The following is a 24,824-nucleotide window of genomic DNA, read 5'->3' as shown; positions in this document are numbered from 1 at the left end:
GCAAGATGCCCTTCCGCATGGGCAGAGCGCGCGATCTGAAGGTCGGACTCTTTGTGCTGGCGGGCCTCGTCCTCTCCGCCGTAGTCATTTTCCTGATAGGCGACGAGCGGCGGCTCTTCGACTCCTCGGTCGAGTTCTCGACGAGCTTCTCCGACGTGCAGGGGCTGAAGCCGGGCGCGCCCATCCGCATGGGCGGCATCGACATCGGCCACGTCGCAGAGGTCGGCTACGGGCCTGACCCGAAGGACACGAAGATCTACGTGAAGCTCGAGATCGTCGAGAGCGAGGCGGGCCGGATCAAGACCGACAGCGTGGCCCAGATCGCGAACAAGGGGCTGCTCGGCGACAAGATGCTGGAGCTCACGAAGGGGCAGAGCCCCGACGCGGTGCCGCCGGGCGGCCAGATCCCAGGCGAGGTCCCGACCGACGTGATGGGGAAGGTCGCCGGGATGGCCGAGAAGGCCGAGGCCACGCTCGACAACATCCAGAAGGTCTCGGAGAACATCGCCGACGAGCGGCTTCACAAGGATCTCCGCGAGACGGTCGCCTCGGCGAACACGCTGATGAAGCAGGTGACCGAGGGCGAGGGCTACCCGCACCGCTTCCTGACCGATCCCGAGGAGGCCGAGCGCATCTCGCGCACCCTGCAGAGCCTCGACCGCGTGAGCACGGAGCTCGCGAGCACGCTGCGCGAGGTGAGGGGGGTCGTCTCGCGCGTCAAGGAGGGGCCGGGGTTCGCGCACGACGTCATCTACGGCGACGGCCCGCAGAAGCAGATCCAGCAGTTCGGGAACGCCGCTGACGAGGTCGCCACGACGCTGAAGGGCATCCGCGAGAGCGACAGCCTCGCGCACGACGCGCTGTACGGCGGCAAGGGCGACGGCGCCGAGGCGCTCGCCAACGTGACGGCGATGACGGGCGACCTGCGGGCGATCGTGCACGACATGAGGGCGGGCAAGGGGACCCTCGGGGCCCTCCTGGTCGATCCGTCGATCTACGAGGACATGAAGAGCCTCCTCGGCAACGTGCAGCGCAACGACGTGCTCCGTGCGCTCGTGCGCTACTCGATCAAGCAGGACGAGCAGAAGCCCGCGGTCCAGGTCGGCGGCGCCACGCCGTCACCTTCTCCGTAGCGCCGCGCGTCAGGCGTCCGGCCACACGTTGTCGGGCTTACGGCGCTGCTTCGCGGCGGCTCGCTCGGCTCCGCCTGGCCTGCATTCGGCCGCTGCACGTGCGCGCGAGGCGCGCAGCGCGGGCGTCGGGGCGCGCGCCGCGCAAGGCACATCCGGGCCGCCGGCGCAACCGCCAGGCGGGCTAGCGCCTTGCGTCGTCCCGGGCCGCCCTTTATTCCTCGTTATCCCGATGCCCAGGAAGCTCGCTGACCGTCTGTCGGCCGTCGCGCCCAGTGCAACGCTCGCCATGGCGGCGCGGGCCGCGCGCCTCCGCGCCGAGGGGCACACGGTCTACGCCTTCGGCGTGGGCGAGCCGGACTTCGACACGCCCGAGCACATCCGCACCGCGGCGAAGGCGGCGCTCGACGCCGGCGCCACGCACTACACGGCCGTGTCCGGCACACCCGAGCTGAAGTCGGCGATCTGCGCCGCGACCGAGCAGCACCGCGGGTGGCGGCCTCTGCCGAGCCAGGTCACCGTGAGCTCTGGCGCGAAGCACGCGCTGTTCAACCTCGCCGCCGCGCTCTTCGAGCCGGGGGACGAGGTCGTCATCCCGGCTCCGTACTGGGTGAGCTATCCCGAGCAGGTGCGCCTGTTCGGCGCCGCGCCGGTCGTCGTCGAGACCACCGAGGCGACGGGCTTCCGCCTCACGGCGGACGCGCTCCAGGCCGCGCTGACGCCGCGGGTGAAGGCGCTCGTCCTGTGCACGCCCTCGAACCCGACCGGCTCGGCGTACGCGGAGGAGCACCTGCTCCCGCTGGCCTCGGTCCTGCGGCGCCACGACTGCTGGATCATCGTCGACGAGATCTACGCCGACCTCACGTACGACGGCTTCCGGCACGTGTCGCTCCCCGCGCTCGCGGAGGACCTCGCCCCGCGCGTGATCGTCGTCGACGGGGTCAGCAAGACGTTCGCGATGACGGGCTGGCGCATCGGCTGGAGCATCGCGCCGATCGAGGTCGCGAGGGCGCTCGACGTGGTCCAGGGCCAGAGCACCACGAACGCCGCCGCCGTGTCCCAGGCCGCCGCCGTCGCGGCCCTGAACGGCCCGCGCGACGCGGTGTTCGCGATGCGCGCGGCCTTCGCCCGGCGGCGCTCGCTCATGGTCGATGGGCTCAACGCCGTGCCCGGGGTGCGCTGCCGGACGCCCGAGGGCGCCTTCTACGCGTTCGCCGACGTGCGGGGGCTCTGCGGGCGCTCGTTCCAGGGGAAGACGCTCGCGAGCGACGAGGACGTGGCGACGTGGATGCTGGAGCAGGCGCACGTGGCCGCGGTCGCCGGCACCCCCTTCGGCGCGCCCGGCTATCTTCGGTTCTCCTACGCCTGCGACGAGGACCACATCGAAGCGGGCCTCGCCGCGCTCCGGCGCGCGGTCGCGACGCTCGATTGACGGGGCGCGGCCCACCGCGGGGCGACGCCCTGGCCCGCAGCTTCGGGGCCGCGGCGGCGGCCCTGCTCGCTGCACGGCGCGACGGCGGGGGGGCGCGGAAGCGGCGGCCTGCCTGGTCCACGCCCCGCGCGGAGGCGTGCGAGAGCGCGCGACGACGCGCGACCGAGCCTCGGCCAGCGCCGGGAGGCGCGCCGAAAGGCGCCGCTGGCGCTTGGTTTCCCGAGCACCGCGAAGAAGTTCGACATGGGCAGCGAGTTCTTCTTGTCGAACGCCGATCTCTGAGTTAAAAGCGCCACGTCTTTCCGAAACGGCCGGGCGACGACCGGCTGGCATCGGGCGCATAACTCAGCGGTAGAGTGCGTCCTTCACACGGACGAAGTCACAGGTTCAAATCCTGTTGCGCCCACCCCGATTCGTTCCCGTCGCGAGCTGGTTCAACGCATCGAGTCGCCTGCGCGACGGTGCCGCCAGCGGCAGGCGACGGAGCAGCTAGGCGCGAGGTGCTCGCGCCGATCGCGGTGCGGCCCGCGCCATGGTCTCCGAGGCGCTCGCGCCACCGCGTGGTGCGGTCCGCGCCAGAGGCTCCTGTTTGCGGGGTGTGCCAGCGCGGCCAGGCGCGCGGGTTGACGGCGACGACCCTGTCGCGGCCTGGACGACGAGGGCGCCTGCAGACGGCGTCGGGGCGGCTGCGTCGAGGCGGGGCTCACCCGACCTCGACGGGGCGGATCAGGGCGCGGCGCTCCCCACGGGCGGGGTGGCCGCCGCCTTCTTGCGCTTCTCGATGACGCTTGCCGTCGCGCGCAGATCCTTGGCGACGGCGCCGCACTTGAGGCACGTGCGCATCCGCGCCCCGCAGCGCTGCGGGGTGAGCAGCGACTTGATGTAATGCAGCGCGCGGACGTCGCCCTCCTCGCGCGCCCTGGCGATCAGCGCCTTGGTGGGGCACCCCGTGAGCCGGCGCAGGTCGTCGGCGACGATCAGCGCGGGCGACGCCACCTGCCGCACGCCGGGATCGAGCAGCTGCTTGCTCGCGTTGTCCCTGATCCAATCGCCGAACCTCGGCGCGGTCACCACCTCGTAGAGCAGGTCGGGACCGCGGCTTCCCATCTGCTTGGCCATCAGATCGAGCGCCGTGAGGGCGACCTCCGGGGGGCCGTTCGCGATCCTCAGGAGGAGCTGCTTGAGCTCGTCGTTGCCGGTCTCCTCGGGGGCGATCTCGAAGAGCCGCTTCGTCGTGGCCAGCGCGGCCGCGTACGACTTGTCGCGCCCCTGCGCGAGCGCGAGCGCCCGGAGCACCGGAGGATCCTCCGGGTACCGCTGCGCGAGCGCGCCGAGCGCCGCGATCCCCTCGGCTTGGGCCCTCTCGAGCTCCGAGGCCTGCGCGCGGGCAGGCTCGGCCTTCGCCGGAGCGTCGGGCTCCGCAGGGTCGAGCGCGGGCGCCGGCTCGGGCGACGGCGCGCCGGCGCGACCGCTGCTGCCGCTGGGCGCGGCGGTCGGCGCAGGCCCATGCGCCGCGACGCTGGGCTCCTGCTCGAGCACCGCCACGGCCGTCGGGCTGCGGAGCGCGACCGCGCCGCAGACGAGCCCGGTGGCCGCCAGCAAGCCCAGCGCGGCCAGGGGGGCGGCCGCCTTCGGGCGACCCATACTCGGTTCACCGCCCTGACTACCCGAGCCGCTCATTGCAGCTGCCTCTCCCGCGGATGGCCCACGGCCTCGCTCTCAACCGTAGGGATCGTCGTTCTTTGGCGCCTTCGGCCTCGGCCTGGGCGCCGGCTTTGGCGGCGCCGGCGTGGCCGTCGTCGTGGGGGCCGCGGGCGGCTCCGCGGTCGCCTTGGGCGCTGCCGGCTCGGGCGTCGTCGTCGTGGGGGCCGCGGGCTCCGCGGTCGGCTTGGCGGGGGCCTCGACGGTCGGAGCGGTGGTCGCCGCCGGCGCGGCCGACGCCTCCGGCGCCGCGGGGGCCGCCGTGGGCGCGGTCGCCGCCGGGGCCGTGGCCGTGTCCGTCGCCGCGGGCGCGACCTCCGCCGGCCGGGGCTTCTCCTCCTCCGGAGCTGCGGGCTTGGCCGCGGGCTGCTCCGGCGCGGGCGAGGCCGGCGTGGGCGCGGGCGCGGCCGGCTCCGGCTTGGGATCGCTCTGCCCGAACACGAGCCAGAGCGCGCCGCAGAGCGCGGCCGCGACGAGCAGGATCGTGAGCAGCCGCCCGGTGCCGCTGCTCTCCTCCTCCTGCGCGAGCGGGACCTTGCCGGTGGTGGGCGCGGCCTTGGCGGCGACCGCCTTGTCCTCCTTCGGCTTGGCTGCCGCAGGCTTCGCCCTGGCCGCGTCGTCGGCCGCCTTCTCTTCCTGGCGCGCGGGCTTGCCGTGCAGCTCCTCGGACGGCGTCCTGTCCGCCGCCGCCTCCGCCGGCTTCTTCGCTGCGGCGACCTTGGCGGGCCTCGCCTCGGCCGCGGGGATCTCGTCGCGCGCCTCCCGCTCGTTCGCCAGCTGCGCGACCGCCGCGACCGGGATCGCCGCCGGCTCGGCCAGCGGCTTCGCCCGCTCCTCCCTCGGCTCCGGCGCGGGCTCCGGCTCGGCGCGCTTCGGCGGGGTGGGGATGAGCGGCTCCTTGGACGCGCCGATCTCATCCAGCGAGCCGCCGGCCTCGGCGAGCGCCTGCTTCAGCAGCTCGGCCGCCTGCTTCATCATCGTCCGCTCGTCGGGCGGCGGCATCTCCTTCTCGGGGTTCGTCTTGGGGAAGAAGCCGCCGGCCTCCGCGGGCTCGGCCTTCTTCGCGTCGCCCTTGCCGGCGTCGCCCTTCGAGGTCGCCCCGATCGAGCCGAGCCCCAGCATCGTCGACGCTCGCTTCACCTGCGCGGCCTTCGCGGCCGCGGGCTCGGCCTGCGGCGCGGCCGCCGCTGCGGCCGCGGGCTCCGTCACCTCGTCGCCCAGGTCGGCGCGGTCGGTGATGCCGGCCTCGAACGCCGACCCGGCGCCCTGCTGCGCGTCGACGAGCCGGGTGATCACGGCCTTGGACTTCTCATCGATCTTGATGAACTTCACGCCCATGCCGGACGGGTGCGCGTCGCTCGCCTGCGCGGGCTCCCGCTTCCATACGACGCGGCCGACGCCGGCGATGACGGCTTGCTCGTCCTGCAGCCGGATCTCGAACTTGAGCAGCGTGCCAGCGGGGAAGGGCGACGGCGTCTTGATGAAGATGCCGCCACGGCTCACGTCATGCGAGTGGTGCTCGATGAACTCGTCGACCGTGGCGCTCTTGTAGCGCACGGTCATCTGCAGCACCCTCGCTCGCGGATCTTTGCGTGTGTCCTGGGCCATCAGGGTAGAACTCCGGTCTACTTCGCGACTCGCTCCTGCGGATGTGGTCCGCATGTTAACCCAAGGTCCGCCGCGAAGCCCAAAGGCTAACACGTGGCGGTCCGCTTTACCGAACGCGGCCATGGGCTACCGGGCGAGCACGCTGTTCGAGCGCGCGCGCTCGCGCCCGTGCCCCTGCGCTGCAGGGGTTGGTGAACCGAGCGTGAGCGCGCGTCGCTCGTGATATGTTCGCGCTGACTGGAGAATGCGCCGGGATGGCTGTCCGGGACCACTTTCGCGCTCATGCGAGGCGACGCGTCGATCTTGGAGCGACGCTGCGCGATCGGCAGTCGATCGAGGAGCACGGCGTCCGCATCCGCGATTTGGGGCTGGGCGGCGCCGGCATCGAGCTGTCCGAGGCTCAGCTCGCGTCGGAGCTGCTCGATCCCGAGACCGCGGTGACGCTCGAGGTCACCACGCCGAACCTGTGGGATCCGCTGAGCCTCCGCGGCCGGATCGCCTGGATCCGCCGCGGGCCGGCGGGCCGGCCGGCCCGCGCGGGCGTTCGCTTCGAGCATCACGATGCCGGGGCGCTCTATGCGCTCTACCAGCTGCTCGGCACCGAACGCTTCGATCTCTAGCGCGGGGGGCGCCCGCTTCGGAGACGGGCCCACCTCGACGTTTTCGGTGCTCGGCGCACGTGAGTGCGCCTGCGCGCCGAAAACACCGATCTGGGCCCGTCTCCGAAGCGGGCGCCCCCCGCGCTGCGGCGGCGATGGGGGGAGGGAAGCGAGGCTCGGCGCGGAGAAGTGCGTCTGCGGCGAGAATGTCGCTGCGTGTGCGGGAATGACGGTGCGTTGGCGCCGCGTCGATCTGGTTCGTGCCTGGTTCCGGGAGAGGGATAGGCCCGAGGAGCTCCTGCCCGGTGTGCGGCGCGAAACGTCGATGATGGAGCGGGAATAGGTCGGGAACGGTAGGCCCCCAGCGAGGGAGCACGGCGCGCGGCACGGCGCGGGGGATGGGCCGATGATGGGCGGGAATAGGTCGGGAACGGTAGGCCCCCAGCGAGGGAGCACGGCGCACGGCGCCGCGCGGGGGATGGGCCGATGTTTGAGCCAAAGAGATGTCATCTCTCCGGCGCATCGCGCTGGAGAGATGACATCTCTTGGGCGAGTTCGGCGGGGCCCCCGCGCGGCGCCGTGCGCCGTGCTCCCTCGCTGGGGGCCGGGCAGCTCGGCAAGGCCGCCCGCCCGCATCTCACGAAGGAGCTGCTGAAGAGGCCCTAGAGGGCGAACACCGGGCCGATCGTGGGAGCGAAGACGAGGCCGAGCGTCGGCCACATCAGCATGACCTTCAGCTCGGCGGATACACCGACGTTCTCGGTGATGCCGTAGACCACGCCGGCGCCGGCCGCCGAGAAGTTCCGACCGGTGATCTGGTAGGCGTCGAGGTCCTCGATGAAACGGGTGTCCGCCGGGCACCTGTTGCTGCCGTTCCCATCCTGCAGCGAACCGTCCTCCCGCCGGCGATCGCACACATCCACGGGCACCGAAGCGTTCACCTGGGCCAGGCCGATGGGCGACAGGAACCCGTAAGGGCGGAATCCGCCCTTCTCGACAATCCGATCTCCCAGGAAGAAGTACGTGGCGCGGAGCTCCCCGTGGAGCGGCAGGAAGCTGAGCGCCTGGAGATGCGGGTTCTGCTTCTCGTCTCCCACCCACGGCGTCGGCTGCTGCTCGGAGGTCGGCGAGCCGCCGAAGGCAAACCCGAGCCGCGCGCCCACGAGCAACGGCAGATCCGGGAAGAGCTGCCGGTCGTACGACAACATCACGCGACCCCCAGCAGGGCTCAGGCCACCCTTGACCCCGTTCGTTCCAGGAAGATCCGCCGGTTCGCCGTAGAACTGCTTGCCGTTGCCGCCCGAATAGAAGCAGGCGTACGCGGCGTCGCTGCCCGAGCAGACGTAATCCGTGCCGCGCACGAGGAGCAGGTCGAGCTCCCCCCAGAGGCCGAACACGTTGCGCTTGCCCTTGCGCCCCGCGGCCCCGCCGTCCCCGGCCCCTTGCTCGCAGGTCCCGTTCAGGCAGACGAGCCCGGACTGGCACTCGACGGTCTCCTCGCAGGCCGAGCCCCAGCCCTTGTCCCCGCGCTCGCCTCCGGCCTCGGGGCAGCCAGGCAGGCCAGGCGGGCAATCCTCCTTCGCCGCGCAGCGCTGCGGCGGCTCCTGGCCGGGGAGCGACGGCGCCGTGTCGATCTCGTTCTTGATCGGCACCCGGTGCGGCGCCTGCATCGAGCCGGCCGTGCCCACCGGGTCGCCCGCCTCGTCCCGCAGGATCACGAAGTACCGGATATCGCCGGTCGTCGTGACGTCCTCGCAGGGGATCTCCCCCCCGAAGCCGCTCCCCATGGGCGTCATCTCGAGCGACTTCCACTTGGGCGAGCCGAACGGCTTGTACCGCAGCGTCGCCTTGGACGCGTCGATCTCCTCCGGGATCTCGATGTAGACGGGCACCGGCGTGTTCACCGCCTGCTCCGCCACCGGCGTGTGCGGGACGTCGCCCGCGGCGGCCTTCGCGGGCTTGCCGCCCGCGCCCGCATCGTCCGCCGGCTTCCCGGCGGCCTGCGCCTCCTTGAACGCCTGGGCCAGCTCGGGCGTCGTCAGCGCGTCGATGAGCGCCGCCTTCGGGTCGGCCTGGAGCGCCAGCACGAACTCCGCCCTGGCCTGCTCCAGCTTGTTGCCGCCGCCGTACACCGTGCCGAGCGCGATGTGCAGCTTGCCGATCACCGGCTTCGTGCAGGCGTTCCTCTCGCACTTCTTCAGCGCGTCTCGGAGCTTCTTCTCCGCCTTGTCGAACTCGACAGAGAGATAGTCCTCGTCCATCGCCAGGTTGTGGAGCTTCATCGCCTCCGCGTCCTTCTCACCGGCGGCGCTTGCCACCGCCGGCGCGCCGAGGACGAGCAGCGAAGTCAGAGCGAACGCGAGGCGAGCGCGGCGGGAACGACGGAAAAACACGGGTTCGGACCTCCAGGAAAGGCTGGGGAGGGGCGCTTGCTTTCAGGATCGGAGCCACGGGGGCTCCCGGACGGCGCGGTCGAGATCGCGCGTACCCCCGACACGTCGGGCGGCGCTCCAGCGGCTGCAGCCTACTGCGCGCCACCCTCCGTGCGGACGAACTGCACGCGCCGGTTCAGGGCGCGGTTCTGATCGGACGTGTTCGGCACGATCGGCTGCTCCATCCCGTAGCCCTTCGATGTGAGCCGCGCCTCGTCGATCCCCTTGGCCGCGAGGTACTTCTTCACCGCGGCCGCGCGCCGATCCGACAGCTTCTTGTTGTACGCGGCGGCGCCCTTGTTGTCGGTGTGCCCCTGGATCTCGATCCTGATCTTCGGGTTCTGCTGGAGGACCTCCACCACGGCGTCGAGGATCGGGAAGCTCTCGGGCCGGATCTTGTCCTTGTCGAACTCGAAGTGGATCTGCTGCGTGATCTTGATCTCCTTCTCGGTGACGATGACCAGGCTCGGCTTCTTCGGGCAGCCCGGCTTGTCGCCGCCGACCACGCCCGGCTCGTTCGGGCACTGGTCCTCGAGATCGACCACGGTGTCCTGGTCGTTGTCCGGCTCCGGGCAGCCGTCGGCGTCCTCGTAGCCGTCCGGATCCTCCGGGTCGTTCGCGCAGTTCTTGCCGGTGCTGTCCTTGTCGTTCAGGTCCGGGACCGTATCGAGATCGTTGTCGAGCTCGGGGCAGCCGTCCTCGTCGAGGTAGCCGTCCTTGTCCTCGGGCAGGAGCACGCAGCTGTCCTTGCTGTCCGGGATGCCGTCGCCGTCGGTGTCCGGATCGTCCGGGCAGCCGTCGTCGTCCTGGAAGCCGTTCCACGTCTCGGCGTCGCAGGGGCACTTCTTGTCCTGCGGATCGAGCAGCCCGTCGCCGTCGCAGTCGCCGGGCGCCGGCGGCGGCGCGTCCTCGATGAACCCGCGCTCGGCGCACTTCTGCGGCGGCGAGAGATCGTAGGCGGCGTGCGTGTTCGCCTTCGCGATGTCGAGGTGCTCCTTGGCGCGGGCGAAGAAGCCCTGATCGAGCTCGACCTTGGCGAACGACAGGTGCGACTTCGCCATCGCCAGCTCGCGCGGCGCGCAGCGGAGCGCGCCGTTGCGCTCCGCCTGGTTCGCGATGGTGGTCAGCGCCTCGATGTCGCCGCGCATGACCGGCACCTGCGCGCACGAGAGCGCGGACAGCGCGATCAGCGCGACGGCGACGGTGCCGGCGCGGCGAGCGCGGCGGGAAGAGCGATGCCTCGTCCGATTGCTCATCGACCCGCGCCCTCGTGCGCCTGCTTCGCCAGGGTGATCGCCTTCTCCGCGTACTCCTCCGCGACGTCGGCGAAGTCGATCGCGTCGCCGTAGTCGGCGGCCGCGGCCTCCTCGCGCGCCTTCCAGAGGTGCTCTCGCGCGGTGTAGTACTCGTACGGCGCGTACTTCTCTGCGCCGAGCGCCTCGGCGGTCTCGAGCTTGCTCGAGGCCGAGTTCGCGGTGAATGCGTAGATGGCGCCGCCGCAGCCGCTCGTGAGAGCCGCCGCGAGCACCATGCCCGCGCCTGAAATCAAAATCCCGAATCGCCGCCCGTGCGTCGTCACGATCGCGTTCTTTCTGGAGCGGGCCCCTTAGACCGTCTGCCCGGTCGTCGCGACGCTATCAAGGGCGCTCGGCGCGCGTCAACCGGCTCGGGGAAGGGAGGAGGAGGTTAGGAGGAGGAGGAGGAGGTTAGAGCTTCCGGTAGACGCCCACGACCACGCCGAGCAGCATCGCGGGCTTGAAGTCGCTCGCCCGGACGAGGATGGGCGCCATGGCCGCGTTGGCCGGCTGGAAGCGCACGTAGTCCTTCTCGGGGAAGAAGTACTTCACGGTCGCCTCGTCGCCGATCAGCGCGACCACGATGTCGCCGCGCTGCGCGGTGAGCTGCCGGCGGACGAAGATGTAGTCGCCGCTGAAGATGCCGGCCTCGATCATCGAGTCGCCCGTGACGCGCAGGCCGAACACCTCGCGCCCGCCGCGCACGAGCGTCCGCTCGATCCGGACCGTATCGAGCACGTGCTCCTCGGCGAGGATCGGCAGGCCCGCGGCGATCCGGCCGACGACCGCGATCTCGACGAGGTCGTCCTCCTGGTCGTTCGCAGGGGCGTCGTTGCCGCCGCCGACGAGCGCGCCGCGGAGCTCGGCGCCGCCGCTCGAGCCGCCGCCGTCGAGATCGCGCGGCCGCAGGGCGCGCGACTTCATGTCCTCGCGGGTGAGGTAGCCCTTGCGCTCGAGCGCCCGGAGGTGATCGTTCACCCCGTTCGTCGAGCGGATCCCCATATGCGCGCCGATCTCGCGCAGCGTCGGCGGGTACCCGCGCTCGCTGATCGACTGCCGGATATAGTGAAGCACCTGCTGTTGTCGCTCGGTGAGCCCCTGCATCGGGCGGAACCTACTGAACGGTTGGGTAGATGTCAAAAAAGTGTGGAGGTACCTCTCCACAGGCCCGAATTTGCCGCGATTTTAGGGGTGCCGGGGCGTCGGTAGGGCGCGGCGCGGCGTGGCTCGGCGCGCGGGGCGGATCGCGCTGTGAGCCGCGGGGCGCGTCGAGCGTGCAGGGTGAACCGAAGGGCAGGGGCCCGCGATCAGGGCTGCTTCGGGAGGTTGTTCCGCGAGCTCATGGCCGGGCGGGGCTCGAGCATCGCCCGGATCTCGTCGGGGTCGGCGGCGGCGGCGAACATCTCCTCCAGCGAGATCATCCGGCGCTGGTAGAGCGAGACGAGCGACTGCGCCATCGTCTGCATCCCGCTGCCGGCCTGGCCCACCTGCATCTGCGAGTAGATCTGGTGGAGCTTGTCCTCGCGGACGAGGTTCCGGATCGCGGCGTTCGGGATCATGACCTCCATCGCCATGACGCGCCCCGGGCCGTTCGCGCGCGGCAGGAGCAGCTGGGTCATCACGGCGACGAGCGTGAACGACAGCTGCTGCCGCACCTGCGACTGCTGGTGCGGCGGGAAGACGTCGATGATGCGGTTGATCGTCGAGATCGCCGAGTTCGTGTGGAGCGTGGCGAACACGAGGTGGCCCGTCTCGGCGATCGTCAGCGCCGACTCGACGGTCTCCAGGTCGCGCATCTCGCCGACGAGCACGACGTCCGGATCCTGGCGCAGGGCGTAGCGCAGGGCGTCCTTGAACGACGCGGTGTCGGAGCCGATCTCGCGCTGGTTCACGAGCGAGAGCTTGTGCGGGTGCAGGTACTCGATCGGGTCCTCGATCGTGAGGATGTGGAGGCGCTGCTCGGAGTTGATCTTGTCGATGATGCTCGCGAGCGTGGTCGTCTTGCCCGAGCCGGTCGGGCCCGTCACGAGCACGAGGCCGCGCGGCTTGGCGGCGATGTCGAGCACGACCGGCGGCAGCCCCAGCTCGTCGAAGTTCATGATCCGGAAGGGGATCTGCCGGAAGGCGGCCGCCACGGCGCCGCGCTGCATGTAGATGTTCGCGCGGAAGCGGGCGAGCCCCTTCATGCCGAACGACAGATCGAGCTCGTTCCGCTGCTCGAATGCCGCCACCTGCTCCTCGCTCAGCACCGAGTAGCAGAGCTGCCTCGTGTCGCTCGGCATGAGCGGCGGGAGCTTGAGCGGCACCACCGTGCCGTCGATGCGCAGGAGCGGCGGCGTGCCGCTCGTGATGTGCATGTCGCTCGCGCCCTTCTCCACCATCGCGCGGAGGAGCTGCTGGAGCGTGTACCTGAGGCCCTCCTGCTGTCCGACGAGCTCCGTGGTCATGCGCTCAGTCCCCCATCGTCACGCGGCCGACCTCCTCGGTCGTCGTGACGCCCGCCAGCACCTTCTCGATCCCGCTCATCCGGAGCGTCAGCATCCCGCCCTTGATGGCGGCGGCCTTGAGCTCGGCCGTGGACGCGCCCTGGAGGACCATCTCCTTCAGCGCGTCGGTGAAGCGCATGACCTCGTAGAGCGCGACGCGGCCCTTGTAGCCGGAGCCGTTGCACGTCTTGCAGCCCGCGCCGCGGACGAGGTCCGCGCGCGCGACCTGCTGCTCGGTGAAGCCGAAGTCGAGGAGCACCCTCGGGTCCACGCGCAGCGGGACGCGGCAGTCGGGGCAGATCTTGCGCGCGAGGCGCTGGGCGAGCACGAGGTTCACGCTGGCGGTGATGAGGAACGGCTCGACGCCCATGTTGAGGAGGCGCGAGATCGTCGACGGCGCGTCGTTCGTGTGCAGCGTCGAGAGCACGAGGTGGCCGGTGAGCGCCGCCTTGACGGCGATCTCGGCGGTCTCGAAGTCGCGGATCTCGCCGACCATGATGATGTCCGGGTCCTGCCGGAGGAACGAGCGCAGCGCCATCGCGAAGTTCAGCCCGATCTCGTCGTGCATCTGCACCTGGTTGATGCCGTGCAGGTTGTACTCGACCGGATCCTCGGCGGTGCTGATGTTCGAGCCGATCTGGTTGAGCTCCGAGAGCGCCGAGTAGAGCGTCGTCGTCTTGCCGGAGCCGGTCGGGCCGGTGACGAGGACCATGCCCCACGGCTGGCCGATCGCCCACTTGAAGTCCGCGAGCGGCTTCGGGTCGAAGCCGAGCTTCGCCATGTCGAGCTGCAGGTTCGACTTGTCGAGGAGGCGGAGGACGATCTTCTCGCCCCAGATCGTCGGGAGCACGGAGACGCGGAAGTCCATCTCCCGGCCCCTGCCCATCTTCAGCTTGATGCGGCCGTCCTGCGGGAGCCGCCGCTCGGCGATGTCGAGCGAGCTCATGATCTTGAGGCGGCTCGAGATCGCGTTCTTCAGCTTGATCGGCGGCTGCATCTCCTCCATCAGCACGCCGTCGATGCGGTAGCGCACCCGGAGCTTCTTCTCGTACGGCTCGACGTGGATGTCGCTCGCGCCCTTCTTGATGGCGTTCAGGAGGATCGCGTTGACGAGCCGGACCACGGGCGCGCCCTCGGCGGCCTTCTCCAGCTCGAGGACGTTCACGTCGTCGGCCTCGACCTGGAAGCCGACCTCCTCCTCCCCGAACTCGCTCAGCACCTCGTCGTAGGACGGCCCGACGTTGTACGCGCGCTCGATCGCCTCGGTGATGCCCGTCTCGGACGCGACGACGGGCTCGACGTTGAAGCCCGTGAGGAACTTGATGTCGTCGATGGCGTGCAGGTTCGTCGGGTCGGCCATCGCGACGACGAGCGCCGTCCCCGACCGGGAGATCGGGATGATCTTGTGCTTCTCGCAGACGTCCCGCGACACGAGGCGCGAGACCTCGGCGTCGATCTCGTACTCGTCGAGGGCGACGGCCGGGACGCGGTGCTGCGTCGAGAGGAAGCTCGTGATCTCGCCGTCGGAGATGTACCCGAGCTTGGCGAGGGCGTAGCCGAGGTTCTGCCCCGTCTTGCGCTGCTCCTCCTGCGCTTGCCGGAGCTGCTGGAGGCTGATGAGCTTTTCGCGGACGAGCAGTTCGCCGAGGCGGTGGTTGGTCGACATCGAGGGGCGCAAATCCTGCGGGTGGCGAGGGAGGGAGTCAACGCTGGCGGTTGGGGCCGGCGCGCTTCAAGGGTAGGATGTCGGATGCTGGTGAGGATGGCGCTGCGTGAGTCTCTTTGAGTGGTTCGGGCTCAAGCGGGGGGACAGCCGTCGCAGGGCGGCCGAGGCCAGGGAGCTCGCCGGCGATCTCGCGGGGGCGGTCGAGCTGTACCTCGACGCCGGGATGCCGGACGACGCGGCCCGGGTCCTGCTCCTGCGCGCCGACGCCGAGCGGAGCGTCGAGAAGCGGATCGCCTTCTGCGCGTCGGCGTTCCGCACGGCCGAGAGCCCGGAGCTCAAGCGCGCGGCGCTCGGGCGCAAGGCGCTGCTCGCGTTCGACCTCGTGCGCGCGCGGGGCGCGAGCGCGATGCGGAGCGAGGTGCTGGCGGTCGCGCGCGAGCTCGAGGCGGCGGGCGAGCTAGAGCGCGCCGCGGACGCGTACGCCCTCGTCGGCGACACCGAGTCGGAGACGCGCGTCCTGGCCGCGGCCGGCGCGATCGACCGGCTCGAGGAGCGGCTCCGCGCCTCGATGACCGCCGAGAGGGACCAGCGCGAGCTCGCCGCGACGCTGCGGAGGATCGCCGATCTCGACCGGATGGCCGAGCGCCGCGAGGCGATCGCCGTGGCCGAGGCGTGGGCGGGCGGAGGCCGCGGCGGCGAGCAGGTGGCCGACGCGCTGCGCGCGATCCGGGCGCGGCTCCTGTCGGGGCCGGTCCTCTCGATCGAGCTCGGCGGCGCCCTCGTGCGGTGCGCGCTCGGCGACGAGGTCACGATCGGCCGCGGCGAGGCGACCATCGTCGTCGCGTCCCGCGCCGTCAGCAGGACGCACGCGCGGATCCGGCGCGGCCCGTCCGGCATCGAGGTCGAGGATCTCGGGACGCGCAACGGCACGACGCTGGCGGGCGCGCGGCTCACGGCACCGCTGCCCGTCGGCCGGGGCGTGCAGATCCTGCTCGGCGGGGAGGTGCCGTGCGCGATCGCGCCCGGGATGGGGCAGGGCTGCGCGGTGGACATCGCGGGCGAGCGCTTCGCGGCGCCGCTCGGCGATCTGCCGGTGGGGCCGTGGCGGATCCGCCTGGATCGGGCGGGCGCCTCGGCGTTCGTGGCGCTGAAGACGCCGCCGGGGGCGCCGCCGCCGTTCCTCGGCGACTACCAGCTCGCGCCGTCCGTCGAGCTCTGCGCGGGCGACGCGATCGCCGCGTCGCGCGGGGGGACGCCGGTCTTCCGGGTGCTCGCCGCCGGCCAGGCCTCGCCGACGCGGCGCGACGGCGGCGGGGAGGGCGGGCCGGCGTGAGCCTGTGGCGGCGGCTCAAGGAGCGGCTCGGCGGCGCCGCGGCGGACGGCGGCGCGCCGGCGCCGGGCGGGGGCGCCGCGCCGGGCGCGTCGGACGTCGCGCGCGGCGCGGACCCGGCGCGGGCGGCGCGCCCGGCGGCGGACGCGCGGGCGCGCGGGCGCGCGGCGCGCGAGGACGGCGGCGACGAGATCGCGCGCCTGCGGAGCTCCGGCGCGCGCGACGGGCCCTCGACGGACGAGGTGATCGCGATCCTGCGGCGCGCGCGGGGGACGCTGCGGGAGGCCGAGGCCGTGGCGCACCTCGTCGCCGCGATGGCGGAGCGGGCGCTGCCGGATCCGATCCGGGTGGCCTGCGCCGACCTGCTCGCGGCCCGGGGCGACGAGCTGGGCGCGCTCGCCGTGCTCGAGGGCGCCGCGGCGCGCGAGCGCGGCGGCGCGGGGCGCGCGCAGCCGGTGTCCTCGACCGAGGGGCTCGTCCTCGCGGCCGACCTCTATGCGTCGCTGGGGCAGCTCCCGCGGGCGGTCGGCGCGATCGAGCGGGTGCTCGTCCGGGAGATCGACGCGCCCGGCGCGCGCGAGCGCCACCAGCGCTGGCGGGCGGCGCTCGGCGCCGAGCGGCCCGCCGCGGCCCGCGTGGAGGACGTGACCGTGGTCGCGCCCGCGACGGGCAGGACCCCGTTCCGCCTGCTCCGCGAGGTGGCGCGCGGCGGCGCCGGCGCCGTCTACGAGGCCGAGGACGAGGTGCTCGGCCGGCGCGTCGGGTTCAAGGTCTACCACGGGCGCGGCGGCGACCGGGCGCACCTCACCCGCGAGGTGCGGCTCGCCGCGGCGCTCGCGGGGCCCGGCGTGGTGCGGGTGTTCGACGCGGACCCGGAGGAGGGGTGGATCGCGCTCGAGTGGATCGCGCGCGGCTCGGTGCGGGACGTGCTCCGCGCCGGCGACGCGGCGGCGCTCGCGCCGGTCGCGCGGTGGGCGCGCCCGCTCGCGCGCGCGCTCGCCCGCATCCACGAGCGCGGCTACGTCCACGCCGACGTCAAGCCGGCCAACGTGCTCCTGCGCAGCGTCGCCGAGCCCGTGCTCAGCGACTTCGGGCTGGCCAGGCCCCGCGGCGCGCCGTCCGCCGGCGGCAGCCCCGGGTACGTCTCGCCGGAGCGGCTCGCCGGGCGGCCGAGCGACCCGCGCGACGATGTCTACGGCTACGGCCGCGTGCTCGAGGACGTCCTCGTGCGCCTCGAGCCGCTCGGGGGCGAGGGGCTGGCCCCCTGGAAGGAGCTGTCGCTGCGGTGCCTCGGCCCGGACGACGAGCGGCCGCCGGACGGCGCCGCGCTCGTCCGCGCGGTCTGCTGAGCCCCGCGGCGGCTCAGCAGGCGTCGAGGCAGCGCCTGTACCGATCGAACGCGGCCGCGTCCGTCCCGTCGAACGCGCCGCAGGGGACCTCCGCGGCGCAGGCCGACGCGCAGTGGACGGCGCCCTCGCACGACGCCTCGCTGGACATGCCGCTGCCCTGGTAGCCGCACTCCTCCATGTGGTCCTCGGCCTCGTCGCACACGCTCTCGCAGCCCGACGCGAGGGCGACCGCGAGCGCGAATGACGCGGCGCGAGCTCTTCCGGAGCTGCCGGACACTTCCGTCCACCAACGACCCCTGCCTTTGCTCATGCGTGCACTCTCCCGGAGTGATGTCTCGTACGGGGGACCTCGCGCTGCGTCGGAGTTGCGTGCCGGATGGCAACCTTCTTCGCTTCGGGCGCGGCCCTGGGTAGATTGCTCGCCTGCATGCGCGTACGCAACGAGGAGGGGGCGCCCTGATGCGCTTGGCGATCGTCGCCACGCCCAGCTTGCACCGCGACCAGCGGCCGGCGCCCGGCTCGCTGGACGGGGATCTCATCCGGGCCCGCCTCTCGCTGGAGGACGCCGGCTTCCGGGTGATCGACATCGATCCCGGGCGGGATCTCGCGGAGCAGCTCGACGCGATGTTCGACGAGCTCACGGCGACGCGGCAGACCCTGGTCGACGCGGAGGACGCCGCGCGCGACGAGGCCTCGACCCTGTTTCTGTTCTACGCCTCCAGCGCGGTCGCGCTGTCGCCGGACGGGGAGCTCTTCCTCTGCCTCGACCCCGAGAACCCCGGCGTGGGCGACGCGCTGGGCGACGTGGCCGCGGTGTTCCGCGATCGCGCGCGGGGCGAGGTGCTCTTCGTCCTCGAGTGCCACCACGGCCCCGGGGCGACCTCGCGCGCCGTCGTCACCGCCGCGGAGCAGGCGGCGGCGTCCCCCGTGACGGGCGTCGAGCTCCTCGTGGCGGCCCACCCGATCGGCTCGCTCGACGCCGACCTGCCCTCGGTGTTCACCCGCGCCTTCGTCGAGCACCTCGACGAGGCCGACCCGGATCGAGGCCTCACCGCCGAGGAGATCTTCCGCCGCGTCGAGGGGAACCCCGGCCTCGCCGGCGCCATCCCGTGCTTCGCGCGGGCGAGCGGGCGGGGGGCGTTCTCGGTGCTCGTCCCGCGCGGCGGCGCGCCCGACCGGCGCCCGGCCAGGGCCGAGGCTGCGCGGCTCGGGGCCGCGGGCGAAGGGGGCGCCGCCACCACGCCCGCGTCCGCGCCGGACGACCCGGTCGCGCAGTACCTCGCGGCCGGCGACACGCTCGCCGCCGCGTCGGACCTCGACGGGGCGCTCACGGCGTACAAGAAGGCGCTGGCGCTCGTCGGGGTCGCGCAGCGGGACGCGCGCGCGGAGGTGCACCTGCGCATCGCCCAGGCGAGGTGGCGCCAGCAGCGGCACCGCGAGGCGATCGAGGGCTTCGAGAAGGCGCTGGCGCTCGCGCCCGAGCACCGGCCCGCGCTCGAGGCGCTGGTCGAGCTCCACCTCGCCGAGCAGGACTTCGCGCGGCTGCGCACCGCGGAGGAGCGGCTGCTCACGCGCGTCGAGGGGGACGCCGATCGCCTCGGGCTCCTCGTGCGCCTCGCCGAGCGCTGGGAGATCGTCGCCGGGGATCCGGCGCGAGCGCAGGAGCTCCTCGAGCGGGCGCGGGAGATCCGCCCCGACGACGCCGCCGTCCTGCGCAGCCTGGGCCGGCTCTACGAGGCGACGGGCGATCTCGCGGCGTCGCTCGACGCGCGCCGCTGTCACGCCGAGCTCCTCCCGGACCCGCGGCAGCGGGCGGTCGCGCTCCTGGAGCTCGCGCGCGCCGCGATGCAGGGCGAGGCCCGCGCGACCTTGACCGAGGTCACGCGCGAGCAGGACGGGATCGAGCTGCTCGAGCGCGCGCTGGACGCCGACCCCACGTTCCTCGATCCGCTCGCGCTGATCGCGATCCTCCTCTCGGCGCGGCAGGAGTGGGGCGAGCTCGAGCTCGCGTACCGCCGCATGCTCGACCGGGCGCAGCGCATCCCCGACCCGCGCGTCCGGAGCGACGTCACCTGGGAACTGTGCCGCCGCCTCGGCATGCTCTTCCGCGATCACCTCGAGGATCCGAGCTCCGCGCTGGAGGCGTTCGAGGGCGCGGTGGTCGAGCGGCCGGACGACGTCCCGGGGCGGCTCAGCGCCGCGTCGCTCGCGCGGGGCGCCGGCCGGCTCGAGCGCGCGGCCGCGCACCTCCAGGCCGCGGCGGTGCTCGATCCGGGCAACGTCCAGGTGTTTCACGACCTGTTCGACACCTTCCAGAAGCTCAGGCGCGTCGACCAGGCCTGGGCCGCGGCGAGCGTTGCCGTTTACCTGGGCGCGGCCGAGGCGCGGGAGCGCTTCATCTTCGAGGAGCACCGGCCCGCGGGCCTCGTGCAGCCCGCGCGCGGGCTGAGCCCGGGCAGCTGGGATCTCCTGCGCGCGGCCGATCGCGATCGCGCCCTCGAGGAGGTCCTCGCGTCGGTCGCCGACGCGGCGGTCCGCGCGCGGCTCGCCCAGCACGCGCGGGAGAAGAAGATCCCGCACGTCGATCCCGCCGCGCGCGCCGACGCGGAGCGGAACGCGGCGGGCGTGGTGCGCCTGTTCTCGTGGGCGAGCCGGTGCCTCGGGATCCCCACGCCGGCGGTCTACCTCCGCAAGGACGCGCCGATCGCGGTCGCGGCGGTGCCGGTCGAGGAGCCGAGCGTCCTTGTCGGCGGCGAGGCGCTCCGCGGGCGGACGGCCGCCGAGCTCGCGTTCCTGGTGGGCAGCCACGTCGCCTACCACGTCGGCCCGCACCGCTTGCTCCTGCACTTCCCCTCGCTCGAGGAGCTCGGCGTCTGCCTCGCCGCGGCGGTCAAGGTGGCGCGGCCGTCGGAGCCTGTCCCTGCCGAGCTCGAGGGCGCGGTGCTCGCGCTGATGCCGCTGCTCGACGAGCGGCTGACGGAGCGCGAGCGGGACGCGCTGGAGGCCGCGGTGTTCGAGCTCTACGAGATCCGCGCGCCGCTGGATCTCGCCCACTGGGTGGGCTCGGTGGAGCGGTGCGCCGCGCGGGTCGGCTACCTGCTGACCGGCGAGCTCTCCGTCGCGGCGTCGTCGCTCTCGCGCGGGGACACGCCGGGCGTGCTGACGGCGGAGGAGAAGATCGGCGATCTCCTCTCGTTCACCGTCTCGGACGCCTACCACGCCCTGCGCGAGGAGCTCGGCGTCGCCATCGAGCCCTAGCTCCGGGCGTCAGACGTCCTGCCCGAGCGCCGCGTCCGCTCCGGCCGGCGCGCGTTCACTCCTTGCCCTGGAGGTAGGCGAGGTAAGCGTTGTGGCTCGGCGGCCTTCCGAGGAAGCGGGCGACGAGATCGCCTGCCTCGACGCCGCCCCCCTTGGCGAGCACCTCGTCGCGGAAGGCGCGCGCGACGGCCGGGTTGAGCAGGCCTTCCTGCTTGAAGCGGGTGAGCACGTCGCGCGAGAGCGACAGGGCCCACTGGTAGCCGTAATAGCCCGCGTCGTAGGTGATGAGGTGCCCGAAGCTCGACTGCAGGTGCGTCCCCTTCACGAAGACGAAGGACTCGTTCGCGCGCTGCGCCTGCTCCACGACCAGGGTCGTATCGAAGCCCGGCTCGCGGGTGTGGAGCTCCAGGTCGATCGACGCGAGGGTGAGCTGCCGCTGCGTCGCGAGCGCTCGGCCGAAGCTCCGCGCGCGGGTCATCGCCTGGAAGAGATCGTCCGGGATCCTCTCGCCGGTCGCGTGGTGCTTCGCGAACAGATCGAGCACCTCGCGGGACCACGCCCACTCCTCGAACATCTGGCTCGGCGCCTCGACGAAGTCGCGCACGGTCGCGGTCCCCGAGTAGGAGGCCAGCTCCGAGCGCGTGAGGAGGTGGTGCAGCACGTGCCCGAACTCGTGGAAGAACGTCACCACGTCCTCGTGGGACATGAGCGCCGGCTGCGCCCCCGGCTTCGGGAAGTTGCACTCCAGCGCCGCGACGGGGGTCTGCCACGATCCGTCGGCGAGCCGCTTCGCCGTCCGCACGGCGAACATCGCCGCGTGCTTGTACTTGTCGGGCCTGCTGTAGAGGTCGAGGTAGAACTTCCCGATCGTCGTGCCGTCGGCGCGCACCTCGTACGCGGTCACGTCGGGGTGCCAGGCGTTCGCGGGGACCTCCTTGTACTCGAGCCCGTACATCCGCGCCGTGATGTCCATGAGCCCCTGCTTCACCGCGCCGATCTCGAGGTAGGCCGACAGCGCCTGCGAGTCGAACTGGTACTTGGTCGCGCGGACCCGATCTTCGAGGAAGTAGCGCTCGGAGGGCGGGAGCCTGTCGGTCGGCTTGCCGCCGAGCCGCGCGTGCTCCTTCAACAGCTCGGCGAACTCGGCCTTGGCGGGCTCCTTGAGCGCGGCCTTGACCTGGTCGAGGAAGGCGCGCACGGCGCCGCTCGTCTTGGCCATCCGCGGCTCGATGGCGTAGTCGGCCCAGCTCTTGTAGCCGAGCATCCTCGCCTTCTCGGAGCGGAGCGCGAGCAGGCGCTCGAGCAGCTTCACGTTCTTCTCGCCGCCGCGGTTGGTGAACAGGACGTAGAGGTCGAGCGCGGCCTTGCGGTCCTTCGCGTAGGTGACGAAGGGGAAAAAGTCGGGGTAGTCGGTGCTGATCTCGACCTTGCCGTTCTCCTTGGGCGGGTGCTTCGCCGCGTACTCCTTGGGCAGCCCCTGGAGCGAGGCGGGCGCGATCTCGATCGAGCCGGTCGACGCCGACAGGTTCGCCATGAACTCCTGTCCGATGCGGGTGATCTGCTCGTTCACGTCGCGGAGGCGCTGCTGCCGGTCGGGCGGCAGCGACAGCCCGTTGCGGCGGAAGTCGCGGAGCACGTCGGAGAGGAGCCGCGCACGCTCACCCTTCAGCGCCTCGCGCGCCTCGCCCGTCTGGGCGTACGCCTGGATGACGGCGGCGAGATCGGCGTCCAACCACATCGCGGTCGTGAACCTGTCGACCTTCGGCTCGCAGAGCCTTGCGGCCTCTCGCACGGCCGCGTCCGGGTGCGCGACCCCCATCAGGTACGGGAAGTCGCCCGCGCTGTTCACCTCGAGCACGGCGTCGTCGAACCGCCCGAGGGTCGCGGCGTAGGTGAGCTTCTCCGGCGGCGCGCCGCGGAGCGCCCGGATCGCGGCGAGGTGCTCCTCTGACGCGCGCAGGTGATCGTCGCAGAGCTGCTTCACCCCGCCCGCGGTGATCCCCTGCGGCACGGGGTCGAACTCGGCGCGCGGCGGCGCCTCCGGCGGCGGCGGCGTCGCCGGGCGCGCGGTCGTCGCCGGAGGGGCGGCGTCGCGGGGCCCGTCCGGCGGCGCGACCGCGCCGGCCCGAGGGCCGGCGCTGCAGGCGACGAGCAGGACGAGGGAGAGGAGCCCGGAGCGCGCGGGCGTGTGGCCGACCTTCATGTCGGTCCGGCTATACCACGAGGATTTCGGGGGAGCCGGGCCCTGGCGGCGTGAGCCCCGGGGAACGGGGGCTCACGCCGCGCGGTGCTTCGTGCCGTCAGTTGGCTGCCGGCGGCAGGTAGGCGAAGAGGCAGTTATAGCCTCGGCTCGTCACGTCGGCGGCCGGGGTGCCGGCCGACACCCGGACGAGCAGCCGGTTGCCTTCGGGGGCCTCCGGGATCGCTTTCGACTGGACGAACAGGTCTTCCGCTTCGGTCTCCGTGGCCGAGTAGGCGGCGCCGAGCTCGGTCCCGTCGCCGTTCAGCACCTCGGCGCGGAGCTCGCGGACCCCGGACCCGTGGCGCTGCGCGCCGCAGATGACCGAGACCGTCCAGCCCTCTTCCACGTCGTCGAGCGGGAGCGCGTAGACGTCGACGTCCGGCGCCTCCTCGGTGCCAGCGATCTTCCCCTCGATGGCGTAGCTGACGCCGCCGGCGCGGTTGCTGAAGCCGACCAGGTCGCCTTCGGGCGTCGCCACGTCGCCGTTGGTCTCCTCCTCGGCTTCGAGCGGATCGGAGCTCGTCCGGCTGTGCAGCAGGATGTAGAAGTCGTTCTTCCCCACCTCGCCTGCGGGGCGCTTGACGAAGACGAAGTACTCTTGGTCGGCCTCCACCGGAACGGCGATATCGCCGCCCTTCGACGGGTCGACCTTCGCATAGGCGCTCGTGAGATCGGTCGCGTTGAAGATGGCGACCTCGCTGACGTCGACCGTCGAGCCGTTGCCCTCGGGCCCGCTCGGCCCGGAGAAGCTGAGCTGGGCGAGCATGGCGTTCTCGAGCTCGGGGGTCGCCGGCGGCGTGAACGAGTACACGTCGACGTCGGCCTCGTCCGCGAAGCTGCCGAACACGAACGTGGTGTAGTAATCCGACTCGTCCTGGGTCAGCTCATACGGCATCTCCACGGCCTGCTCGGCGTCGTCGTTGGGCTCCGTCTCCCCGACGAGGCTGTCGGTCTTGTCGGCCGCCAGATTGAGCGGGAGGAACTTCAGCGTGTAGTCGAAGCTGACGACCTCGGCCGGATCGAAGCAGCCGTTCGGGAAGGCGGACTCCGGGAAGGCGGCGTTGCAGTCCTGGACGACGACGAAATACTCGCCGTCCGCGGGCAGGACCGTGAGCAGCTCGCTGTCGTTCGTGAAGCCGCCAGCGGGATCGTCGTTCTGCGCGATCTGGTTCCCGTCGGCGTCGAGCAGCGTGATGACCGTGTCGGGGTAGGTCGGATCGTTCTCGTCGTCGGCGGGCTTCGCGTCGGTGACGAGGTAGACCGGCAGGCCCTTGGTCCCGGTGAAGCTGTAGTAGTCCGCGTCCTCTTCGAGCGGCTCGAGCGTCCCCTCTAGCCCGTTGTTCCCGGCGGGGAGCTCCTCTGCTTCCTCGATGCTGTCGTTCCCGTCGTCCACGGGGCCCGAGCCCGAGGAGGTGCTGGTGGCGATGCCGGTCGTGCTCGTCACGCTCGACGTCGTGGTGCTCCCGGCTCCCCCTTCGCCGCCGCCGCCGCTGCCGTCGTCATCGCCACCGCAGCCCACGGCGGTCGCCGCCATCGTGCCAAGCACGAAAAACCCGAGAAAATACATCGACCTCATGGCACCTCCAAGAACGTTTGCGTACCACAGCAGCATTTCGTGTGGCTGCGTAGGAATAGTACACCTACACGGCTGCTCACCGCCTCCGCCATGGGAGCGCACGGTTTTGACGGTCCAAGATCTGGACTATCCGCGGCAGATGGTGGCTGGTCCACAGGGAGACCTTCGAGGCGCACGAAGCGAGCGGTGGAGCGCGGTGCCTGGAGGGAGATCGATCGGGCCTGATCTCTGAAGGAGCGATCTGTCCGCGCTTTATGCGCTCACCGTTGCGAGCCGAGCACGGCGGTTGCCGGTGAGCTCACCTCTCGAGCCACCGCGCCCGGGGGCGCTTTCCTCCGGGCTTCCCGGGCAGCATGGCCGCGCGCAGCCGCCCTGCTGCTCGCCCCTCGCCGCCGGCGGCGCCGCGTGCTCCGATGGCTGGCGGAGCTTCCGCCATGCCCCGTCCCGCGCTCGCCGTTGCCCTGCTGCTCTTCGCCCTCACCCCTGGCTGCTCGAGCAGCGGCGGCGATCCCTGCGAGGTCGTCTGCGCCAAGAGCGCCGAGTGTCAGCCCGACGGCCCCGGCGAAGACATCTGCGTCGACCTCTGCCGCAGCGAGTCCGATCGCGTGTCCTACAGAACGGCCATCGAGCGCCAGGCCGAGTGCTACGAGGAGGAGGGCTGGTCCTGCGCCGACCTCGCGGCCGGCGCCTGCGACTACTCACCGGAGGATTGATCGGCGA

18 protein-coding genes and 1 tRNA gene are annotated in these 24,824 nt (G+C 72.2%); 8 read left to right on the top strand and 11 right to left on the bottom strand.

Annotated elements, in window-relative coordinates; translation table 11 throughout:
• The first annotated feature begins 17 nt into the window (after nt 1-17).
• The 3 genes from NQZ70_RS28630 to NQZ70_RS28620 all read left to right on the top strand — a co-directional run bounded on the left by NQZ70_RS28630 (nt 18) and on the right by NQZ70_RS28620 (nt 2,968).
• A complete protein-coding gene (locus tag NQZ70_RS28630) occupies nt 18-1,133 on the top strand; it encodes an MlaD family protein (protein ID WP_237244139.1) in 1,116 nt (371 codons plus the stop codon).
• A 286-nt stretch (nt 1,134-1,419) separates the two neighbouring features.
• Nucleotides 1,420-2,562 carry a pyridoxal phosphate-dependent aminotransferase gene (locus NQZ70_RS28625; protein WP_237244138.1) on the top strand — a complete coding sequence of 381 codons (1,143 nt, stop codon included), beginning with the start codon at nt 1,420-1,422 and terminating at the stop codon, nt 2,560-2,562.
• 334 nt (nt 2,563-2,896) lie between these two features.
• A tRNA-Val gene (locus NQZ70_RS28620) sits at nt 2,897-2,968 on the top strand.
• A 320-nt stretch (nt 2,969-3,288) separates the two neighbouring features.
• On the opposite strand, the gene NQZ70_RS28615 is transcribed toward NQZ70_RS28620, so the two are convergent.
• Nucleotides 3,289-4,206, bottom strand: coding sequence for a hypothetical protein (locus NQZ70_RS28615; RefSeq protein WP_272825914.1), 918 nt, complete (start codon nt 4,204-4,206; stop codon nt 3,289-3,291).
• A 75-nt stretch (nt 4,207-4,281) separates the two neighbouring features.
• Nucleotides 4,282-5,871, bottom strand: a complete 1,590-nt coding sequence (locus NQZ70_RS28610) for a TIGR02266 family protein (protein WP_272825913.1) — start codon at nt 5,869-5,871, stop codon at nt 4,282-4,284.
• A 254-nt stretch (nt 5,872-6,125) separates the two neighbouring features.
• Between NQZ70_RS28610 and NQZ70_RS28605 the strand changes: the two genes are divergently transcribed.
• Nucleotides 6,126-6,491 carry a PilZ domain-containing protein gene (locus NQZ70_RS28605; protein ID WP_061627742.1) on the top strand — a complete coding sequence of 122 codons (366 nt, stop codon included), beginning with the start codon at nt 6,126-6,128 and terminating at the stop codon, nt 6,489-6,491.
• A 641-nt stretch (nt 6,492-7,132) separates the two neighbouring features.
• Here the strand turns inward: NQZ70_RS28605 and NQZ70_RS28600 are convergent.
• The 6 genes from NQZ70_RS28600 to pilB form a co-directional block, all read right to left on the bottom strand.
• Nucleotides 7,133-8,752, bottom strand: coding sequence for a hypothetical protein (locus tag NQZ70_RS28600; RefSeq protein ID WP_237244137.1), 1,620 nt, complete (start codon nt 8,750-8,752; stop codon nt 7,133-7,135).
• A gap of 242 nt (nt 8,753-8,994) precedes the next feature.
• Nucleotides 8,995-10,158 (bottom strand): OmpA family protein, encoded by a 1,164-nt coding sequence (locus NQZ70_RS28595; RefSeq protein ID WP_129577034.1) that lies wholly within the window; start codon nt 10,156-10,158, stop codon nt 8,995-8,997.
• Complete coding sequence (locus NQZ70_RS28590; RefSeq protein ID WP_129577033.1) at nt 10,155-10,433, bottom strand: DUF4398 domain-containing protein; 279 nt, start codon at nt 10,431-10,433, stop codon at nt 10,155-10,157. Before NQZ70_RS28590 ends, NQZ70_RS28595 begins: the two co-directional genes overlap by 4 nt.
• Before the next feature lie 175 nt (nt 10,434-10,608).
• Complete coding sequence (gene lexA, locus NQZ70_RS28585; protein WP_061627745.1) at nt 10,609-11,301, bottom strand: transcriptional repressor LexA; 693 nt, start codon at nt 11,299-11,301, stop codon at nt 10,609-10,611.
• 203 nt (nt 11,302-11,504) lie between these two features.
• Complete coding sequence (locus NQZ70_RS28580) at nt 11,505-12,644, bottom strand: type IV pilus twitching motility protein PilT (protein ID WP_129577032.1); 1,140 nt, start codon at nt 12,642-12,644, stop codon at nt 11,505-11,507.
• 4 nt (nt 12,645-12,648) lie between these two features.
• Nucleotides 12,649-14,349, bottom strand: coding sequence for a type IV-A pilus assembly ATPase PilB (pilB, locus tag NQZ70_RS28575; RefSeq protein WP_129577031.1), 1,701 nt, complete (start codon nt 14,347-14,349; stop codon nt 12,649-12,651).
• A gap of 106 nt (nt 14,350-14,455) precedes the next feature.
• Here pilB and NQZ70_RS28570 point away from each other — a divergent pair, with 106 nt between their 5' ends.
• Nucleotides 14,456-15,682 (top strand): FHA domain-containing protein, encoded by a 1,227-nt coding sequence (locus tag NQZ70_RS28570; RefSeq protein WP_129577030.1) that lies wholly within the window; start codon nt 14,456-14,458, stop codon nt 15,680-15,682.
• Nucleotides 15,679-17,028: a serine/threonine-protein kinase gene (locus NQZ70_RS28565; RefSeq protein ID WP_129577029.1), complete on the top strand. Its 1,350-nt coding sequence runs from the start codon at nt 15,679-15,681 to the stop codon at nt 17,026-17,028. Before NQZ70_RS28570 ends, NQZ70_RS28565 begins: the two co-directional genes overlap by 4 nt.
• 13 nt (nt 17,029-17,041) lie before the next feature.
• On the opposite strand, the gene NQZ70_RS28560 is transcribed toward NQZ70_RS28565, so the two are convergent.
• The gene (locus NQZ70_RS28560; protein WP_129577028.1) at nt 17,042-17,338 is read right to left on the bottom strand and encodes a hypothetical protein; all 297 of its coding nucleotides are present in this window, start codon (nt 17,336-17,338) and stop codon (nt 17,042-17,044) included.
• A 149-nt stretch (nt 17,339-17,487) separates the two neighbouring features.
• Between NQZ70_RS28560 and NQZ70_RS28555 the strand changes: the two genes are divergently transcribed.
• A complete protein-coding gene (locus NQZ70_RS28555; RefSeq protein WP_129577027.1) occupies nt 17,488-20,286 on the top strand; it encodes a tetratricopeptide repeat protein in 2,799 nt (932 codons plus the stop codon).
• 55 nt (nt 20,287-20,341) lie between these two features.
• On the opposite strand, the gene NQZ70_RS28550 is transcribed toward NQZ70_RS28555, so the two are convergent.
• On the bottom strand, nt 20,342-22,489 hold the full coding sequence (locus NQZ70_RS28550) for a M3 family metallopeptidase (RefSeq protein WP_129577026.1): 2,148 nt from the start codon (nt 22,487-22,489) through the stop codon (nt 20,342-20,344).
• 97 nt (nt 22,490-22,586) lie between these two features.
• Nucleotides 22,587-24,104, bottom strand: a complete 1,518-nt coding sequence (locus NQZ70_RS28545; protein ID WP_237244136.1) for a pre-peptidase C-terminal domain-containing protein — start codon at nt 24,102-24,104, stop codon at nt 22,587-22,589.
• A 434-nt stretch (nt 24,105-24,538) separates the two neighbouring features.
• Here NQZ70_RS28545 and NQZ70_RS28540 point away from each other — a divergent pair, with 434 nt between their 5' ends.
• Nucleotides 24,539-24,817, top strand: coding sequence for a hypothetical protein (locus NQZ70_RS28540; protein WP_237244135.1), 279 nt, complete (start codon nt 24,539-24,541; stop codon nt 24,815-24,817).
• Nucleotides 24,818-24,824: the final 7 nt, after the last annotated feature.

Origin of the sequence: Sorangium sp. So ce836, assembly GCF_028553905.1 — a bacterium.
GTDB lineage: Bacteria > Myxococcota_A > Polyangia > Polyangiales > Polyangiaceae > Sorangium > Sorangium cellulosum_D.
Note: the sequence above shows the minus strand (reverse complement) of the source record. Positions and strands in the feature narration are given on the sequence as shown.

What these genes read in the sequence shown, in the direction of transcription:
- NQZ70_RS28595 (WP_129577034.1), bottom strand. Translation starts at nt 10,158, where the DNA reads ATGAGCAATCGGACGAGGCATCGCTCTTCCCGCCGCGCTCGCCGCGCC.
- NQZ70_RS28590 (WP_129577033.1), bottom strand. Translation starts at nt 10,433, where the DNA reads ATGGTGCTCGCGGCGGCTCTCACGAGCGGCTGCGGCGGCGCCATCTAC.
- lexA (WP_061627745.1), bottom strand. Translation starts at nt 11,301, where the DNA reads ATGCAGGGGCTCACCGAGCGACAACAGCAGGTGCTTCACTATATCCGG.
- NQZ70_RS28610 (WP_272825913.1), bottom strand. Translation starts at nt 5,871, where the DNA reads ATGGCCCAGGACACACGCAAAGATCCGCGAGCGAGGGTGCTGCAGATG.
- pilB (WP_129577031.1), bottom strand. Translation starts at nt 14,349, where the DNA reads ATGTCGACCAACCACCGCCTCGGCGAACTGCTCGTCCGCGAAAAGCTC.
- NQZ70_RS28630 (WP_237244139.1), top strand. Translation starts at nt 18, where the DNA reads ATGGGCAGAGCGCGCGATCTGAAGGTCGGACTCTTTGTGCTGGCGGGC.
- NQZ70_RS28550 (WP_129577026.1), bottom strand. Translation starts at nt 22,489, where the DNA reads ATGAAGGTCGGCCACACGCCCGCGCGCTCCGGGCTCCTCTCCCTCGTC.
- NQZ70_RS28625 (WP_237244138.1), top strand. Translation starts at nt 1,420, where the DNA reads ATGGCGGCGCGGGCCGCGCGCCTCCGCGCCGAGGGGCACACGGTCTAC.
- NQZ70_RS28555 (WP_129577027.1), top strand. Translation starts at nt 17,488, where the DNA reads ATGCGCTTGGCGATCGTCGCCACGCCCAGCTTGCACCGCGACCAGCGG.
- NQZ70_RS28540 (WP_237244135.1), top strand. Translation starts at nt 24,539, where the DNA reads ATGCCCCGTCCCGCGCTCGCCGTTGCCCTGCTGCTCTTCGCCCTCACC.
- NQZ70_RS28615 (WP_272825914.1), bottom strand. Translation starts at nt 4,206, where the DNA reads ATGGGTCGCCCGAAGGCGGCCGCCCCCCTGGCCGCGCTGGGCTTGCTG.
- NQZ70_RS28560 (WP_129577028.1), bottom strand. Translation starts at nt 17,338, where the DNA reads ATGAGCAAAGGCAGGGGTCGTTGGTGGACGGAAGTGTCCGGCAGCTCC.
- NQZ70_RS28580 (WP_129577032.1), bottom strand. Translation starts at nt 12,644, where the DNA reads ATGACCACGGAGCTCGTCGGACAGCAGGAGGGCCTCAGGTACACGCTC.
- NQZ70_RS28600 (WP_237244137.1), bottom strand. Translation starts at nt 8,752, where the DNA reads ATGAAGCTCCACAACCTGGCGATGGACGAGGACTATCTCTCTGTCGAG.
- NQZ70_RS28545 (WP_237244136.1), bottom strand. Translation starts at nt 24,104, where the DNA reads ATGAGGTCGATGTATTTTCTCGGGTTTTTCGTGCTTGGCACGATGGCG.
- NQZ70_RS28605 (WP_061627742.1), top strand. Translation starts at nt 6,126, where the DNA reads ATGGCTGTCCGGGACCACTTTCGCGCTCATGCGAGGCGACGCGTCGAT.